The 16,385-nt window shown below is 72.0% G+C and carries 13 protein-coding genes; 9 read left to right on the top strand and 4 right to left on the bottom strand.

The window, feature by feature from the left end; genetic code table 11:
• Nucleotides 1-47 precede the first annotated feature (47 nt).
• Nucleotides 48-1,559: a leucyl aminopeptidase gene (locus C4T42_RS14540; RefSeq protein WP_103985284.1), complete on the bottom strand. Its 1,512-nt coding sequence runs from the start codon at nt 1,557-1,559 to the stop codon at nt 48-50.
• 184 nt (nt 1,560-1,743) lie between these two features.
• Here C4T42_RS14540 and lptF point away from each other — a divergent pair, with 184 nt between their 5' ends.
• The 5 genes from lptF to rsmA all read left to right on the top strand — a co-directional run bounded on the left by lptF (nt 1,744) and on the right by rsmA (nt 8,773).
• Nucleotides 1,744-2,904, top strand: a complete 1,161-nt coding sequence (gene lptF, locus C4T42_RS14535) for an LPS export ABC transporter permease LptF (protein ID WP_103985283.1) — start codon at nt 1,744-1,746, stop codon at nt 2,902-2,904.
• Between the two features lie 8 nt (nt 2,905-2,912).
• The gene (gene lptG, locus C4T42_RS14530; protein WP_103985369.1) at nt 2,913-4,001 is read left to right on the top strand and encodes an LPS export ABC transporter permease LptG; all 1,089 of its coding nucleotides are present in this window, start codon (nt 2,913-2,915) and stop codon (nt 3,999-4,001) included.
• Between the two features lie 77 nt (nt 4,002-4,078).
• Complete coding sequence (locus tag C4T42_RS14525) at nt 4,079-6,658, top strand: LPS-assembly protein LptD (RefSeq protein ID WP_103985282.1); 2,580 nt, start codon at nt 4,079-4,081, stop codon at nt 6,656-6,658.
• A gap of 110 nt (nt 6,659-6,768) precedes the next feature.
• A complete protein-coding gene (gene pdxA / locus C4T42_RS14520; RefSeq protein WP_103985281.1) occupies nt 6,769-7,884 on the top strand; it encodes a 4-hydroxythreonine-4-phosphate dehydrogenase PdxA in 1,116 nt (371 codons plus the stop codon).
• Nucleotides 7,885-7,894: 10 nt separating this feature from the next.
• Entirely contained in the window at nt 7,895-8,773 is an 879-nt protein-coding gene (gene rsmA / locus C4T42_RS14515; protein WP_056522390.1) for a 16S rRNA (adenine(1518)-N(6)/adenine(1519)-N(6))-dimethyltransferase RsmA, read from the top strand.
• A gap of 43 nt (nt 8,774-8,816) precedes the next feature.
• Here the strand turns inward: rsmA and C4T42_RS14510 are convergent, their stop codons facing one another.
• The 3 genes from C4T42_RS14510 to C4T42_RS14500 all read right to left on the bottom strand — a co-directional run bounded on the left by C4T42_RS14510 (nt 8,817) and on the right by C4T42_RS14500 (nt 11,826).
• A complete protein-coding gene (locus tag C4T42_RS14510; protein ID WP_091977123.1) occupies nt 8,817-9,791 on the bottom strand; it encodes a TIM44-like domain-containing protein in 975 nt (324 codons plus the stop codon).
• A gap of 172 nt (nt 9,792-9,963) precedes the next feature.
• Nucleotides 9,964-11,061 (bottom strand): ATP-binding protein, encoded by a 1,098-nt coding sequence (locus C4T42_RS14505; RefSeq protein WP_103985280.1) that lies wholly within the window; start codon nt 11,059-11,061, stop codon nt 9,964-9,966.
• Between the two features lie 132 nt (nt 11,062-11,193).
• The gene (locus C4T42_RS14500) at nt 11,194-11,826 is read right to left on the bottom strand and encodes a helix-turn-helix transcriptional regulator (protein ID WP_012317556.1); all 633 of its coding nucleotides are present in this window, start codon (nt 11,824-11,826) and stop codon (nt 11,194-11,196) included.
• Nucleotides 11,827-12,142: 316 nt separating this feature from the next.
• On the opposite strand from C4T42_RS14500, the gene C4T42_RS14495 reads away from it, so the two are divergent.
• The 4 genes from C4T42_RS14495 (at nt 12,143) to C4T42_RS14480 (ending at nt 16,356) form a co-directional block, all read left to right on the top strand.
• Nucleotides 12,143-12,493, top strand: a complete 351-nt coding sequence (locus C4T42_RS14495; protein ID WP_020093554.1) for a DUF952 domain-containing protein — start codon at nt 12,143-12,145, stop codon at nt 12,491-12,493.
• Nucleotides 12,490-13,566, top strand: coding sequence for a quinone-dependent dihydroorotate dehydrogenase (locus C4T42_RS14490; RefSeq protein WP_103985279.1), 1,077 nt, complete (start codon nt 12,490-12,492; stop codon nt 13,564-13,566). Before C4T42_RS14495 ends, C4T42_RS14490 begins: the two co-directional genes overlap by 4 nt.
• Nucleotides 13,567-13,765: 199 nt before the next feature.
• Entirely contained in the window at nt 13,766-16,063 is a 2,298-nt protein-coding gene (locus C4T42_RS14485; protein ID WP_103985278.1) for an FdhF/YdeP family oxidoreductase, read from the top strand.
• Nucleotides 16,060-16,356 (top strand): hypothetical protein, encoded by a 297-nt coding sequence (locus C4T42_RS14480; RefSeq protein ID WP_103985277.1) that lies wholly within the window; start codon nt 16,060-16,062, stop codon nt 16,354-16,356. Before C4T42_RS14485 ends, C4T42_RS14480 begins: the two co-directional genes overlap by 4 nt.
• The last annotated feature ends 29 nt before the right edge of the window (nt 16,357-16,385 follow it).

Below are 16,385 nucleotides of genomic sequence, written 5' to 3'. Positions count from 1 at the left end.
TGGGTTCACCCGGAGAGGCGCGCGGGGTCGGGACCGCCGCGGCCGCCTCAGCGGGCCTCGTAATGGTCGCGGATCAGCCGGTCGAGGAGGCGCACGCCCCAGCCCGCGCCCCAGCTGCGGTTGATCTCGCTGGCGTTCGACGACATCGCGACGCCGGCGATGTCGAGATGCGCCCACGGAACGTCCTCGACGTAGCGCTTGATGAACGAGGCCGCGGTGGCGGCGCCGCCGTGGCGGCCGCCGGTGTTCTTCATGTCGGCGAACTTGGAATCGATCGCCTTGTCGTAGGCGGGGATCAGCGGCATCCGCCACACCTTCTCGCCGGTCGCCTCGCCGGCGGCGTGGATGTTGCCCGCCAGCGTGTCATCGTTCGAGAACATACCGGCGATGTCCTGGCCCAGCGCCACGATGATCGCGCCGGTCAGCGTCGCGAGGTCGACGATCGCCTTGGGCTTTGTGCTGCGGATGACGTGTGTGATCACGTCGGCCAGCACCAGCCGTCCCTCGGCGTCGGTGTTGATCACCTCGATGGTCTGGCCCGACATGGAGGTCAGGATGTCGGAGGGGCGGTACGAGCCGCCGTCCGGCATGTTCTCCACGATGCCGATGGCGCCGACCACGTTGCAGCGCGCCTTGCGGGCGGCGAGCGCGTGGAGCGCGCCGACGACGGCGGCGGCGCCGCCCATGTCGCCCTTCATGTCCTCCATGCCGCCGCCCGGCTTGATCGAGACGCCGCCGGAATCGAACACGACGCCCTTGCCGATGAGGGCCACGGGCGCCTCGGCCGCGGGGCCGCCGTTCCAGCGCATGATCACGATCCGCGGCTCGCGGGCCGAGCCCTGCGCCACCGCGAGCAGCGCGCCCATGCCGAGTTCCCGCATCCGGGCCGGCTCCAGCACCTCGATCTCGACGCCGAGCTTGGCGAGTTCCGAGGCGCGGCGGGCGAACTCAGCCGGGAAGAGCACGTTCGGCGGCTCGTTCACGAGGTCGCGGGCCAGGACCACGCCGTCGGACAGGCTCTTGGCGCCCTCGCCCTCGCGGGCGGCCGCGCCGTGATCGGCGAGCAGCAGGGTCAGCGCGGTGACCGACTTGTCGTCGGCGTCGGGCTTCTTCTTGGTCTTGTAGCGGTCGAATGCGTAGGTCCGCAGGCGCGCGCCGAGAGCGAACTCGCCGGCCTGCGCCGCCGTGACGGTCGCGCCCGGCCAGTCGAGCACGACCCGGGCGGTCCGTCCCGCCACCTTGCCGGCGGTGAAGCCGCCGAGCGCCGGCCAGTCGGTCTTGGCCCGGTCCTTCTCCGAGCCCAGACCCACGACCACGAGGCGGTCGGCGCCGACGCCCGCCGGGGCCGGCAGGGACAGGGCGCTGAGCGAGCGGCCCTTGAACTTCTCGGAGGCCGCGGCGCGGGCCACGAGATCCGCCCCGGAGGCGCCGAGCGCCTCGCGGGCGGCCGACCCGAGCGACAGGTCGTCGCCGACGAAGACCACGAGATCGCCGGATCCGCCGGGGCCCTGGCCGCTCTGCTCCAGGGGACCGAAACCGATCTCGATACCGTCCGCCATACCCGTCGCCCTGCCCGTTATTCCGGAGCCGTACTACGCACCCGCGCGCCGAGGCGCGGGCGATCCGCCCTGTGTAGCCGCTGAGACGGAGAACGCAACGCGGCGTGACAGCCCTGGAATCGCCCCTTTTGTCGGGTCCCTGCCGCCTTGAGGGCGCGAGAGGACGAGCGGGACTGCCGGGCCGATGAGGCAGATCGAGCGCTACATCTTTCGGATCGCCCTGGGCGCCACCCTCGGCTGCCTGATCGGGCTGACGGGCACCATTTGGCTGACGCAGGCCCTGCGCGAGCTCGATCTCGTGACCGCCAAGGGCCAGACGCTGCTGGTCTTCCTCTTCGTCACCGGCCTGTCGCTGCCGACCCTCGTCGTCGTCATCGCCCCCGTGGCGCTGTTCATCGGCACGATCTACGCGCTCAACAAACTGAACGGCGATTCCGAGCTGATCGTCATGTCGGCGGCCGGGATGCCGCCGCGCTCGCTGCTGCGGCCCTTCCTCACCCTGGCGCTGTTCGTCAGCTTCCTGGTGGGGTTCCTGGTCGTGGTTGTCATGCCCGCGAGCTTCCAGGAGCTGCGCGACGTGATCACCCGGGTGCGCGGCGACTTCATCGCGAACGTCGTCAAGGAAGGGCAGTTCACCCAGCTCGACAACGGCATCACCTTCCACTTTCGCGAGCGCGGGCCGGGCGGCACCCTCAAGGGGCTGTTCATCCAGGACCGGCGCGAGGCCGGGAAGACCAAGGTCTACCTCGCCGAGCGCGGCAACGCGGTCGACGTCGACGGCCAGAGCTACCTGATCCTAGAGAACGGCAGCGTCCACCAGCAGCAGAAGGACTCGCGCGATTCCTCGATCCTGACCTTCGAGCGCTACACGATCGACCTCGCGGCCTTCGCGCCCCCTGATTCCGACACGATCTACAAGCCGCGCGAGCGCTCGACGGCGCAGCTCCTGTTCCCCGACACGACGGAGGGCTACTACAAGCTGCAGAAAGGCCGGTTCCGCGCCGAGCTGCACGACCGGCTCTCCGCCTGCCTCTACCCGCTGGCGCTGGTCTTCATCGCCTTCGCGGCTCTGGGCGATCCCCGCACGACCCGGCAGGGGCGCGGCGTCGCGATCGCCGGCGCGATCGTCGCCGTCGTGGCTCTGCGCATCGGCGGCTTCGCGGCGGTCAGCGCCGCCGCGCGCAGCCCCGCGGCGGTCCTGGCGGTCTACGGCGTGCCGCTGCTCGCGATCCTCCTGTCGAGCCTCCTCATCTTCTACGGGCCCCGGGTACGCGCGTTCAACGCCGCTCTGGCCCGCGCCGTCCGCGGCCGGTTCCGCGGCCCGCGCCTCGCGCCGGCGGCCTGAACCCGATGATGCTGATCGGCCCCACCCTCGGGCGGTACTTCGCCGCCCGGTTCCTCCGCACGGTGCTCGGCGTCTTCATCACCGTGTTCGCGCTGGTCTACACGCTCGACTTCGTCGAGCTGCTCCGCCGCGCCGGCGAGGCCCAGGGCGCGTCCGCCGGCCTGATGGCGCAGCTCTCGCTCTACCGCACCCCCGCGGTGGCGGAGGGCGTCCTGCCCTTCGCGGTCCTGTTCGGCTCCATGGCGGCCCTGCTCCAGCTCTCGCGCAAGCTGGAACTGGTGGTCGCCCGCGCGGCCGGGATCTCGGCCTGGCAGTTCCTGCAGCCCGGCTTCTTCGTGGCCCTCGCCCTCGGCGCGCTGGCGGTCGGCGTCTACAACCCGGTCTCCGCGATGCTGAAGCAGCGCTCCACCGAGATCGAGGCCAAGATCTTCGCCAAATCTACCAAGGCGAGTTCGGGCAAGGACCTCTGGATCCGCCAGAAGGGCCTCGACGGTGAGGCGATCCTCCGCGCCGAGACCGCCATCGAGGGCACCACCACTCTGGCGGGGGTGTCGGTCTTCGCGTTCGACGACGCCGGCAAGTTCGCCGAGCAGCTCGTCGCGGCCCGCGCGACGCTCCACGACGGCTACTGGGAGCTCTCCGATGTGCGCGTTCTCACACCGGGCGCACCGCCTGAGTCGTTCGACACCTACCTGATCGCCTCGAACCTCGACCCCGGACAGGTGCGTCAGGGGTTCACCCCCCCGGAATCTGTGCCTTTCTGGCAACTTCCCACAACGATCGCGCGGACCGAGCGCGCCGGTTTGGACGCCACCCGCTACCGTCTCCAGTACGATGTCCTGTGGGCGCGGCCGGTGCTGTTCGTGGCCATGGTCATCGTCGCCGCAACCGTTTCCTTACGGTTCTTCCGCTTTGGTGGTGTCGGTAAACTCGTCCTCGGTGGCGTCGCGGCCGGCTTCGCTCTCTACGTGGTCCGACAGGTCATGGAGGGGCTCGGAGCATCCGGACTCGTCGCCGCACCGGTGGCGGCCTGGTTCCCGGCCGTGGTAGGCAGTCTTCTCGGTACGCTCACGCTTCTGTACCAGGAAGACGGCTGACTTCCGCGATCCTTCGCGGGACGGGAGACGGGTGTTGAGGTTGGTGGCGGCAGACGTCACAGGGGTTGGGACGCGCGTTGCGTAAGGTCGCCGACATCCTGCGGAAGGCTGGTTTCCGGGCCGCGCTGGCGCTCGCCGCGCCGCTGGCCGGGGGCCTGTCCGCCCATGCCCAGGGCCTGCCCGCCGTCGCGGCCGGCAAGCCCGACGACAAGCTGCTCGTCGAGGCCGACGAGCTGATCTACGACAACGACCGCGGCACCGTGACGGCCCGGGGCAACGCCGAGCTGCATTACGGCCCTCGGACCCTGCAGGCCGACCGCGTGCGCTACGACCGGAATTCCGGCCGGGTCTTCGCCGAGGGCAATGTCCGCCTCACCGAGGCCGATGGCGGCGTCGTGACCGGCGCGCGCATGGAGCTCACCGACGACTTCAAGACCGGCTTCGTCGACGCCTTCCGCGGGCAGCAGACCGTGCAGCGGAAGTTCGAGACGGTGCGCACCCGCTTCTCCGCGCCGCGGGCCGAGCGTCTGAACGGCGAGCAGACGAGCTTCGAGTCCGGCAGCTACACGGCCTGCGAGCCGTGCAAGGACAACCCTGAGACGCCGCCGCTGTGGCAGATCAAGGCGAAGAAGATCATCCACGACAACGAGACCCACACGGTCTACTTCGACGACTCGACGCTCGAGATCGCCGGCATCCCGGTCGCCTACCTGCCGTATTTCGAGGCGCCGGACCCGACGGTTAAGCGCAAGACCGGCTTCCTGACGCCGCGCTTCGTCACGACGACCGCGCTCGGCAACGGCGTGTCGCTCCCGTACTTCATCAACCTCGCGCCGAACTACGACCTGACCCTGACGCCGACCCTGCTGAGCCGCCAGGGCCTGCTCGCGCAGGGCGAGTTCCGCCAGCGGATCGACAACGGCTTCTACAACATCCGCCTGTCGGGCATCTCGCAGACGACGCCGTCGGCCTTCCTGCCGAGCCCGCTCGGCGCCGGCGAGCGCGACTTCCGCGGCTCGGTCGAGTCGCAGGGCCGGTTCTACATCAACCCGCGCTGGCGCACGGGCTGGGACCTCGTCGGCGTGACCGACAAGTGGTTCCTCGACAATTACCGGATCCGCAACCAGAACATCACCACGGACTATTTCCGCGAGGCGACCTCGACCGCGTTCCTGATCGGCCAGGGCGACCGCTCGTGGTTCGAGGCGCGGGGCTACTACTTCAAGGGCCTGTCGAGCTTCGACTGGCAGAAGCAGCAACCCATCGTCGCGCCGGTGATCGACTACGACAAGCGGATCAACGGCCCATCGGAGATCGGCGGCGAGGTGCGCTTCCAGGCGAACATCACCAGCCTGACCCGCGAGACCACGCAGTACCAGGGCCTGCCGCGGACCTCGAGCTACCTGTTCTCGCCGAGCGTCAACGGCGTCAGCTTCCCGCTCTACCAGACCTGCACGGTCTTCCAGCGCGGCCTGTGCGCCATCGACGGGCTCGCCGGCACGAACACCCGCGCCTCCGCGGAGCTGTCCTGGCGCCGCAGCTTCATCGACGATCTGGGCCAGAAATTCACGCCCTTCGCGTATCTGCGCACGGACGCGTTCTTCAACAGCACGAGCTTCTCGGGCTACCAGAACGACCTCGTCCCGCAGGTCGCGCACGTCGACCAGGGCTTTGCCGGGCGGGTCATGCCGGCGATCGGCCTCGACTATCGCTACCCGTTCGTCGCCAATTTCGGCGCCCTCGGCGTCCACACCCTGGAGCCGATCGGCCAGATCATCGCGCGCCCGTCGGAGACCCGGATCGGCCGCCTGCCGAACGAGGACGCGCAGAGCCTCGTCTTCGACGACACCTCGCTGTTCGAGTGGGACAAGTTCTCGGGCTACGACCGGGTCGAGGGCGGCGTGCGCACCAATCTCGGCGGCCAGTACTCCGTCGTGACCCCGTCCGGCTGGTACGCGAACGTCCTGTTCGGCGAGTCCATCCAGCTCGCGGGCGTCAACTCGTTCCGCCGCGGCGACATCGCCAACACCGGCCTCGATTCGGGGCTCGAGACGCAGCGCTCGGACTTCGTCGGCCGGTTCCAGGTCTCGCCGAACCAGAACATCACGTTCATCAGCCGGGCCCGGTTCAACCAGTCCGACTTCCACGTGGCGCGGTTCGAGACCGGCGCGACGGCGCGGTTCGCGCCGTTCCTGCCGCTCACCGTCTCGGCCTTCTACTCGTACTACGAGGCGCAGCCGCTGCTGGGCTACAGCCACTATCGCGAGGGCATCACCGCCACCGCGACCTACAACATCACGCCGAACTGGTTCGTGTCGGGCTCGCTGCTCGTCGACCTGACCCACTACCTCGACGTGCGCAACACCTACACGGACGCGCTGAGCTCCTACCTGGCGAACCCGATCGGGACGGTGCCGATCTACCAGAACCCGGGCCGCTTCTACCTGTCGGGCGCGAGCTTCGGCGGCGGCTACCAGGACGAGTGCACCACAGTCTCGCTGAACTACATCAACTCGCCGATCGCGACCGCGACGGGCGTCCGCGAGCGCAACCAGACCGTGCTGCTGCGAGTCGAGCTGAAGACCCTGGGCGAGGCCGACCTGCGCCAGAACGTCGGGACCGCCACCACCGCCGACGGCATCGCCTCGATCCGCTGAGGAACCGGGACCGGCGGCGCGCCGGTCCGGCGCGTCGCCCGCCGCGATCCCGCCGCTCGGTCTGAGCCGCCGAGGATGCGCCCGCGCCGCGCGGGCGCTATAGAGCGCCCATGCCGCCCCTCGCCCTCACCCTCGGAGATCCCGCCGGCATCGGCCCGGAGCTGGCGCTCAGCGCGTGGCTCGGGCGCGGCGGGGCGGATCCGTTGCCGCCGTTCTTCCTGGTGGCCGATCCCGACTTCGTCGAGCGCCTCGCCCACCGCCTCGACCGTCCCGTCCCGGTGGCGGAGGTCGATCCGGAGACAGCAGCCGAGGTGTTCCCGCGCGCGCTCCCCGTGGTGCCCTTGCCGAGCGGCGCCCGCGTCGCCGCCGATCCCGGCGTCCCCGATTCCGGCAATGCCGGCGCGACCATCGAGTCGATCACCGCGGCGGTGGAGTTCGTGAAGGCCGGGCGCGCGAGCGCGGTGGTGACCAACCCGATCGCCAAGTTCGTGCTGACCCGGACGGGCTTCGCCCATCCCGGGCACACCGAGTTCCTGGCCGCCCTCGCGGTGCCGCCCGGCGTGACGCCGCCCCGGCCGGTGATGATGATCTGGAGCGCCGGCCTCTCGGTCGTGCCGGTGACGATCCACGTGCCGCTGAGGGACGTGCCGGACCTGCTCACCCAGGAACTCGTCGAGGAGACCGCCGCGATCGTCGCCCGGGACCTGCGGGAGCGGTTCGGCCTGCCCGAGCCGCGCCTCGTCCTCGCCGGCCTGAACCCGCACGCGGGCGAGGCCGGAACGATAGGCCGCGAGGACCGCGACGTCCTCGCCCCCGCCGTGGCGCGCCTGCGGGCGCGGGGCATCGACATCCGCGGGCCGCTCCCCGCCGACACCCTGTTCCACGCCCGCGCCCGCGAGACCTACGACGTCGCCCTCGCGCCCACGCACGATCAGGCCCTGATCCCGATCAAGACGATCGCGTTCGACGACGGTGTGAACGTCACCCTCGGCCTGCCCTTCGTGCGCACCTCGCCGGACCACGGGACGGCCTTCGACATCGCCGGCCAGGGCGTCGCCCGGCCGGACAGCCTCGTGGCGGCCCTGCGCCTCGCCGACCGGCTGGCCGCCAACGCGGCGGCGCGGAGCGAGGCCCCCGCCGGGGCCGAGATCATCCCGTTCAGCATCTATGCCGGCCGTCCCCGGCCCGTCGGCGCCCGCCACTTCGATCCCGAGGACGAGCTGTGAGGCAGCCAGCATGAGCGCCGGGGACGGTCTTCCCCCGCTGCGCGAGGTCGTCGCCCGCCACGGCCTGGAGCCGAAGAAGGCGCTCGGCCAGAACTTCCTCTACGACCTCAACCTGACCGGCCGGATCGCCCGGGCGGCCGGTCCGCTCGCGGGGGTGACCGTGGTGGAGGTCGGACCGGGCCCGGGGGGGCTGACGCGCGCGCTCCTCGCCGAGGGCGCCGCCCGCGTCGTGGCGATCGAGCGCGACCCGCGCGCCCTGCCGGCCCTCGCCGAGATCGCCGCCCACTATCCCGGCCGGCTCGAGGTGGTCGACGCCGACGCCCTCGCCTTCGACCCGCGGCCGCTGGTGGGCGAGGCGCCGGCGCGGATCGTCGCCAACCTGCCCTACAACGTCGGGACCGCCCTGCTCACCGGCTGGCTCGACGGGGAGGTCTGGCCGCCCTGGTGGGACCAGGCCGTGCTGATGTTCCAGCGGGAGGTCGCCGAGCGGATCGTCGCCGGCCCGGAGGAGCGGGCCGATTACGGCCGGCTTGGCGTCCTCTGCGGCTGGCGCACGGAGGCCGAGATCCTGTTCGACGTCAGCCCCTCGGCCTTCGTGCCGCCGCCCAAGGTGACCTCGAGCGTGGTCCGGCTGGTGCCGCGCGCCCAGCCCCTGCCCTGCCGCGCCGGCGCGCTCGAAGCCGTCACCCGGGCGGCCTTCGGCCAGCGGCGGAAGATGCTGCGCCAGAGCCTCAAGGCCTTGACGCCCGAGGCCGGCGCCCTGCTGGCCGCCGCCGGCCTGTCCGAGACCGCGCGCGCCGAGGAGATCCCGGTGTCCGGGTTCGTCGATCTCGCCAATCGGTGGGACGCGCATAGAAAAGCCGGCGCCCCGGTGGGGACGCCGGCCTGACGGAGAGCCGTGGCTCCGGCCCGGAGGCCGGAGCGTTGCCGGGTCAGCGGGTCTGCTGGATCGCCGAGAGCACCCAGCCGCGGCCGGGCTGGCGCAGGAAGGTCCAGAGCTCCGTCGCCTCGGACGAGTCCGTGGAGACGACGCGGCCGCTCGCCCGCTCGATCATCACGTCCTTGAGGGCGTAGCGCATGGCCACGGTCGCGTAGTCGGTGCGGTCCTCGCCCCAGGCCTCCGCGAGGTCGCCCTGCAGCAGCTTCACGTCCGAGATCTTGTTCACCACGCCGCGGGAGGCGTTGCCGCGCAGCTCCTCGTCGAAGTAGCTGACCATCTCGGGCGTCGACAGGTTGCCCAGGGTCACCCGATCCTCGCGCGAGTAGGCGTCCTGGATGTCGCCGAGCAGGCGCTCGAAGGCTTGGTAATCGGCCGGGCCGATCTGCACCGGGCGCGTCTGCGGCGGGCGCTGCCCACCGCCGAACATGCCGCCGGGAGCCGGGCCGCCCGGAGCGCCGCCCATCGGGCCGCGGGCGCCCGGCTGATCGTCGAGCGACGAGCGGGCGTAGGGCGCGCCGGCGCCGGCCGGCTCGTTCCGGCGGCGGAAGAACCGCAGGGCCAGCATCACCACGAGCACGACGAGACCGACCTGGAACAGGAGTCCGATCATCGAGGCGAGGCCACCGAGACCGCCGAAGAAGCCGCCACCGAGCAGCGCGCCGATCAGGCCGGCGCCGAGCAGGCCCGCGAAGAACCCGCCGCCGAAGCGGCGACCGGGCGCGGCCGGGGCCTGCATGCCGGGGCTGCCCATGCCGGGCGAAGGCGCGGTCTGCGAGCGCTGCATCGTCGTGCCGCCGCCCGGAGCGGTCGGCGTGGCGGAGGGCGCCGTGTAGGTGCGCGAGCCGCGGGACCCGACAGACCCGCCGCCGCCCGGACGGGCTTCCACGACGGGTGCCGCGACGGTCAGCGCAGCGGCCAGCGCCAGGAGGGCGGCCACACGCCGGCGGCGCGAAATCTCAGTAAACATGAACACGCCTCAGAGGACGAGAACCGGGTGGCGCGGAGCGCCAGTGACGATATGGGAACGGTCGGGCAGCGGTTTTAGTCCTGGCCGCCGTCGCCCGGGCGACGTTTTCCACCGGATCGCAGCGGCGCATTCCGAGCCCGCCCGTCGCGCCCATCGCGTGAATGGCACGGCGCTAGTGGAGCGTGCGCTCCGGGGCGGCCGGGAAGGAGAGGCGCACCTGCGTCCCCTCCCCGCTGCGGCTGTCGAGGGTGATGGTCCCGTTCTGCCGCTTCATGAGGCCGTGCACGATCGCGAGGCCCGCGCCCCGCCCCGCTTCGTGGCTGGTCTGGAACGGCGCCAGAGCTCGGGCGAGCATCTCGGGCGACATGCCCTGCCCGGTGTCGCCGACCGCGATCCCGACGCTCCCCTGGCCCGGCTGCTGCAGGGAGCGGTCGCCGGGATCCACCCGGAAGGTCGACAGGGTCAGCGTCCCGCCCGACGGCATCGCCTCGCAGGCATTAGCGACGAGATGCCGCAGGGCGAACTCGATCTGCGTGGGATTGCTGATCGCCCGCGGCAGGCCCGGCGTCGCCGCCACGGTGAGGCGGATCCCAGGCGGCAGGTCGGGCTCGAGGCGGGCGGCGAGGTCGGCCACGATGGCGTCGAGGTCGACCGACCGGACGTCCGGCGCGATGCGGCGCGAATAGGCGAGCAGGTGCCGGGTCAGGATCGCCGCGCGCTCGGTGGCGTCGGCCGAGCGGGCGATCGCCCGCTGGACGAACGGCTCCTGCCGGTCCCCGAGCCGCCGCTTGAGTCCGTCGATGTAGCCGATCAGGATCTGCAGGAAGTTGTTGAACTCGTGGGCGACGCTGTTGGTCAGGAGTCCCAGCGCCTCGCGCTGGCGGGAGAGCGCGAGTGCGCCCTCGGCCTCGCGCCGGGCCGTCTCGTCGCGGATCTGGCCGATGCGGAACGGGGTTCCGGGCAGGGGCGCCGTCTCCAGGCGGGCCCAGAAGCTCGTCCCGTCCGCGCGCGTGGCCAGGAATTCCTGAGGCTCGGCGCCGGCGGGATCGAGGGGGCCCGTGCGCTGCGCCAGGATCAGATCGAGTCCCTGCGCGACGAGCCGCTCCGCCGGGTAGCCGGCGATCCGCTCCAGGGCGGGATTGGCGTGGCGGACACGGCCCTGCGGATCGAGCACTAGGCTGGGCGTCGGCAGCGCGTCGAGGAGCGCGCGGGCCTCGTCCGCCAGCGACCCGCCTTCGGCCGCGCTGTGATCCGTCCCGGGCTGCGCCATGCTGCGTTCGCGCTCAGCGGATGCGGAAGGTCCGCGACGGGCCAGCGATAGCGATGAACGGCCTCACGGCCAAGCGTGGATCCGCGGGTGGATCCGCGCGTCGATCGGCGTGCCGACCCGTCCGGGCACCGCCTACTGGCGCACCCACATCACCCGGGCCATCCAGGCCACCTCGCCGAGATTAAGGACCCGGTCCTCGTGCTCGGGGTTCAGGGAGGCCAGTTCCACGGTCCGGGCGGTGCGCCGCCGCAGCTCCTTGGCCAGGACCTCGCCGCCGTGCAGGCGGACCACGACGCGGTCGCCCTTGCGCACGCTGGCCGTCGGCGACACGATCAGGACGTCGCCGTCCCGGAACAGCGGCAGCATGGAATCGCCCTGGATCTCCAGCGCGAAGGCCCGCTCCTCGCCGAGATCCGGAAACTCGATCTCCTCCCAGCCGGCGCCCCCGGTGGGCATGCCCTCGTCGGTGAACAGGCGGCCGGCCCCGGCCTGGGTCAGGCCGATCAGCGGCACCATCGTGCGGGCGGGGATCTCGCGGGCCTCGATGAGCCTCAGGAACTCGTCGAGGCTCGAGCCGGTGGCGGCCAGGACCTTCGACACGGATTCGGTGGACGGCCAGCGCTTGCGGCCGTCGGCGCCCACGCGCTTCGACCGGTTGAAGCTGGTCGCGTCGAGGCCGGCGCGGCGGGCGAGGCCCGAGGCCGAGTAGCCGTGGCGCTCGGCGAGCCGGTCGATGGCGTTCCAGATCTGCTCGTGCGACAGCATAGCGGGCTCGGAAGCTCAGCCTGAGCGGGCCGGCACCCCCGTCTCACCAGCCGGGATCCGGCTGCCTCGGAGGCACGGAGACGGTTCGCCCGCCGGGTCCGTTCGACACCCGCCGGGTACGCGCGGAGATACTTGACAATCTGCTTTCCGGATCCGCTCTGCCGGTCCGGACGGGGCTGTGTGACGTCCAGCCTAGTCGTAGGAAAGTAGAACTACGGCCGGCAGATTGCAATCGCTCCTCGAATCGGGCGGGGCGCGGCGCGGTTGCCGCCGCGGCCCGGCGCCTCTATCGCAGCGTCGTCTCCGAGGAGCTTCGATGCCGCTCATCTACAAGATCTGTCCGCGCCCTCTGTGGCGCGAGGCCGAGGCCGCGGGCCGGTTCACGGGCGCCCCGATCGATCATCAGGACGGCTTCATCCACTTCTCGACGGCCGCCCAGGTCGCCGAGACGGCGGCCCGGCACTTCGCCGGGCAGGACGACCTGCTCCTCGTCGCGGTCGAGGCCGACGCCCTCGGCGACGGCCTGCGCTACGAGCCCTCTCGCGGCGGCGACCTGTTCCCGCATCTCTACGGCCCGCTACCGCTGTCCGCCGTGGTCGCGGTGGACGATATGCCGCTGGGCGCCGACGGCCGGCACGCCTTCCCGGCCGGGATCCTGCCGGCATGATCGCGGCCGCCTTCCCCCTCGTCAGACCGCTGCTGCACCGCCTCGACGCGGAGCGCGCGCACGACCTGACCCTCGCCGCCCTGGCGCTCCTGCCCGCGGGGCCGCGGCCGGCGGACGACCCGCGCCTCGCCGTCGACCTGCTCGGCCGCCGCTTCCCCAACCCGGTCGGCCTCGCGGCCGGCTTCGACAAGGGCGCGCGCGTTCCCGACGCGCTGCTGGGCCTCGGCTTCGGCTTCGTCGAGGTCGGCGGGGTCGTGCCGCGGCCCCAGCCCGGCAACCCGCGGCCGCGGGTCTTCCGCCTCCCCGACGACCGCGCCGTGATCAACCGCTTCGGCCTCAACAGCGAGGGGCTGGAGGTGGTGGCCGACCGTCTGCGCGCTCGGAGGGGGCGAGCCGGTATCGTCGGCGTCAACATCGGCGCGAACAAGGAATCCGCCGACCGCCTCGCCGACTACGCCGCCTGCACCGCAGCCCTCGCGCCGCTCGTCGACTTCGTCACGGTCAACGTCTCCTCGCCCAACACGCCGGGCCTGCGCGACCTCCAGGGTGAGGCCTTCCTCGACGAGCTGCTCGCCCGCACGGTCGAGGCCCGGGACGCGGCAGGCGCCGGCGCGGCGGTCCTCCTCAAGATCGCCCCCGACATGGCGCTCGACGCCCTCGACGCGGTCTGCGCGACGGCGCAGCGGCGCGGGGTCCAGGCCCTCGTCGTGTCCAACACCACGGTGGCCCGCCCGGCGAGCCTGCGCGAGCAGGGTCTCGCGCGGGAGACGGGCGGCCTCTCGGGGCGGCCGCTCTTCGGCCCGGCGACGCGGATGCTCGCCCAGACGCGCCTGCGCGTCGGGGACGCGCTGCCGCTCATCGGGGTCGGCGGCGTGGATTCGGCCGAGGCGGCCTGGACCAAGATCCGGGCCGGAGCGAGCCTCGTGCAGCTCTACTCGGCGCTGGTCTACGAGGGGCCGGGCCTCGTCGGGCGCATCAAGGACGGGATCCTGCGGCGCATGAGCGAGGCCGGCATCGCCTCGCTCCGGCAGGTCGTCGGGCGCGACGCCGCCGACCTCGCCCGCGGGGACTGAGCCGGCGCGGGCGAGCCGGTCGCGGCGCCGCGCCAGACAATTTTTTTCGGGTCGCAGTTTAGAAAGGCTTTGCACAGCGGGAGCTTAGCCTGTGCCCCATGCATGAGGGGCCTGCGCCGGCACGCCATTGTGAGGGCGTCGGAGAGGCGCTTATCTCGCGGTTGCGAGACACATCGCGTCAGCCAATCCAGGACGGTTCATGGCCCAGTCTGAAGGGTCCACCAAGCGCTCCTCCGCCGCCGGCGGCTGGGGTGCTCTGAAGAGCTGCGGCAAGCACCTGCTCGGCAGCCGCGCACCCCTCACCGGCGCCCGCGCGCTGCTGAAGGCGAACCAGCCCGACGGGTTCGACTGCCCCGGCTGCGCCTGGGGCGACCCGGAGCACGGCTCGTCCTTCGAGTTCTGCGAGAACGGCGTGAAGGCGGTCTCCTGGGAGGCGACCGACAAGCGCACGAAGCCGTCCTTCTTCGCCAAGCACACCCTGACCGAGCTGCGCACCTGGAGCGACTACGCCCTGGAGGGCCAGGGCCGCCTGACGCACCCGATGCGCTATGACGCTGCGAGCGACCGCTACCTGCCGGTGAGCTGGGACGAGGCCTTCGCGGAGATCGGCGCGACCCTGCGCGGACTCGACCATCCGGACCAGGCCGAGTTCTACACCTCGGGCCGCGCCTCCAACGAGGCGGCGTACCTGTACCAGCTCTTCGCCCGCGCCTACGGGACCAACAACTTCCCCGACTGCTCGAACATGTGCCACGAGGCGAGCGGCGTCGCGCTGATCGACGCCATCGGCATCGGCAAGGGCACGGTCCTGCTGGAGGATTTCGAGAAGGCGGACGCGATCTTCTGCGTCGGCCAGAATCCCGGCACCAACCACCCGCGGATGCTCGGCGACCTGCGCCGGGCGGCCGAGCGCGGCGCCAAGGTCGTGGTGCTGAACCCGGTCCGTGAGCGCGGCCTGGAGCGCTTCGCCGATCCGCAGAACACCGTCGAGATGCTGCGCGGCGCCAGCCGCCCCATCGCCAGCCACTACCTGCAGCCGCGCTCGGGCGGCGACATGGCGGCCTTCCGGGGCATCGCCAAGGTCGTGTTCGCCCGCGACGCCGAGGCGCTGGCGGCGGGCCGGCCCTCGCTCCTCGACCGCGCCTTCCTCGAGCACCACACCGCCGGGCTCGAGGCCTACCGCGCCGCCGTCGAGGCGACGTCCTGGGACGCGATCCTCGACCAGTCGGGCCTGACCGTGGACGAGATCGCCGCGATGGCGGACGTCTATCTGGGCGCCCAGCGGGTCATCGCGACCTGGGCCATGGGCGTGACCCAGCACCGCCACTCGGTGGCGACGATCCGGGAGATCGCCAACCTGCTGTTCCTGCGCGGCCATATCGGCCGGGCCGGCGCGGGCCTCTGTCCGGTCCGCGGCCACTCGAACGTGCAGGGCGACCGCACGGTCGGCATCAACGAGCGCCCGTCCGCCGCCTTCCTGGATTCCCTGGAGCAGCATTTCGGTCTCGCCATGCCGCGCCGGCACGGCCACAACGTCCTGGCGGCGATCCGGGCCATGCGGGACGGCACGGCGAAGGCCTTCATCGGGCTCGGCGGCAACTTCCTGCGGGCGACGCCCGACACGCCCGTCGTGGCGCAGGCGCTGGCCTCGTGCCGGCTCACCGTGCACATCGCCACCAAGCTCAACCACGCCCACCTCGTGCCGGGCGCGGTCGGCTACCTGCTGCCCTGCCTGGGCCGAACCGAGATCGACCGGGGCGCCGAGGGCAAGATCCAGATCGTGACCGTCGAGGATTCGATGAGCATGGTCCACGGGTCGGGCGGCATCAACAAGCCGGCCTCGAAGGAGCTCCGCTCCGAGATCGCCATCATCGCCGGCATGGCGCAGGCGACCGTCGGCTCCGCCGCCATCGACTGGGCCGGCTTCGCCGCGGATTACGACCGGATCCGCGAGGCGATCGCCGCCACGATCCCGGGCTTCACCGGCTACAACACCCGGGTGCGCAAGCCGCGCGGCTTCATGCTGCGCAACCTCGCTGCCGAGCGGGTGTTCGAGACGGCGACCGGCCGGGCCACCTTCTCGGCCGACGCCCTGCCGGCCGAGACCGAGCACCAGGCCGCCCGGAAGACCCGCGACACCTACGTGCTGCAGACCTTCCGCAGTCACGACCAGTACAACACGACGATCTACGGCCTGGATGACCGCTACCGCGGCGTCTACGGCGAGCGCCGCGTGATCTTCGCCCACCCGGATGACCTCGCGGAGATCCGCGACCGGCTCGGCGACCGGGTCGACGTCGTCGGCACGCACGACGACGGCATCACCCGCCGCGCGGAGGATTTCCGCCTCGTGCCCTTCGACATGCCGCGGGGGGCGCTGGCCGGCTACTATCCGGAGCTGAACGTGCTCGTGCCGCTCTCGACCTACGGCGAGAAGAGCGACACGCCGACCTCCAAGTCGGTGCTGGTCACCCTGCAGGCGCGCGCGGCCGCGTGAGCGCGGAGCCCGACGAGGCGGCGTTCGTCGCCGCCCTCGACCGGGTTTCGGCCGCCCGCCCGGATCTCGACCCGCTGGCGGCGGGCCTCCTGGCGGCGCTCGACCTCGGCCTGCCGGGCGACAGCCGCGCCTTCGCCCGCACCTTCGGGGTGGAGCACGCCCTGGTGCTGCGCGCCCTCTCGGGCCTGGACGAGGCGGGCCTCGTCGCCGTCACGGCCCGCGACGGGCGCACCCAGCGGACGCGCTACACGACCGCCGATTCAGGGCCGTCGGTGCCGTCATTACGCGCGTAGCGAAGTGACCCAGGGACCGCGACAGACTC

Source organism: Methylobacterium sp. 190mf, from assembly GCF_900107945.1.
Lineage (GTDB): Bacteria > Pseudomonadota > Alphaproteobacteria > Rhizobiales > Beijerinckiaceae > Methylobacterium.
This window is presented reverse-complemented; position numbering and strand designations above follow the sequence as displayed.